Source organism: Actinophytocola xanthii (genome assembly GCF_001921205.1).
Classification (GTDB): Bacteria; Actinomycetota; Actinomycetes; order Mycobacteriales; family Pseudonocardiaceae; genus Actinophytocola; species Actinophytocola xanthii.
This window is the reverse complement of sequence record NZ_MSIE01000195.1, coordinates 1-643: the sequence shown is the minus strand read 5'-3', so window position 1 is coordinate 643 and position 643 is coordinate 1. Positions and strand designations below refer to the sequence as shown.

The window sequence follows — 643 nt, the reverse complement described above, 5'->3', positions numbered from 1 at the left end:
GATCAACCAGCCACGCCGACCAAGATCTCAAACACGTTCTAAGTATTCCTCCGGAGATCAACGAGGTGCCAGCGTCGTTGCTGCGATACGTCATCGACGTCGCGCAGACTATCGTAGAGAGTGACTGAATTAAAACGAAGAGCGTGACGGTTGTGGTGACAGCAGAGTTCTTGTGGTGAGGGCGGCAACTTGTGCGACTGTCTTCCGAGTGAAGGTCGACCATTGGTGGTGGCGTGGGCGGAGATTGGGGCCTGATCGGCGTGTGAACCCGTACAGGCTCGGATAATCCGTTCTGGTTGGTGTGGACCCGTGTCAGCGCTGGTGAGCTTCCTCGAGTTGGAAACCTTGCCGGAGACCTGCGGTACCGGGTTCATGATTTTGGATGTCGGTTCACCGACAGTGATGGCATCACGGTAGATGTCGACTTCACTCCCGAAGGGACGGTGCTTTTCGATCCGTGGCGGGTCGCGCAGAACGCGCACAGTCACGGAATCGAAGAACAGCTCGACCAGAACAATCTCGACGCTGCGCTGGCCGACCTCGTTCGCTCTGGTGAGCTACGTGTCGTTGCAGATCGCTGGTACTCACTTCGCGTCAGCTAGTGTCGCGTGATCCTGGTGTCTTTACTTTGCGTTGTTGTCGA

1 protein-coding gene is annotated in these 643 nt (G+C 56.6%); it reads left to right on the top strand.

The genetic code is table 11. The annotated features are described in order from the left end of the window. Window positions 1-299 precede the first annotated feature (299 nt). Window positions 300-602 carry a DUF6896 domain-containing protein gene (locus BU204_RS39835; protein ID WP_143230070.1) on the top strand — a complete coding sequence of 101 codons (303 nt, stop codon included), beginning with the start codon at window positions 300-302 and terminating at the stop codon, window positions 600-602. The last annotated feature ends 41 nt before the right edge of the window (window positions 603-643 follow it).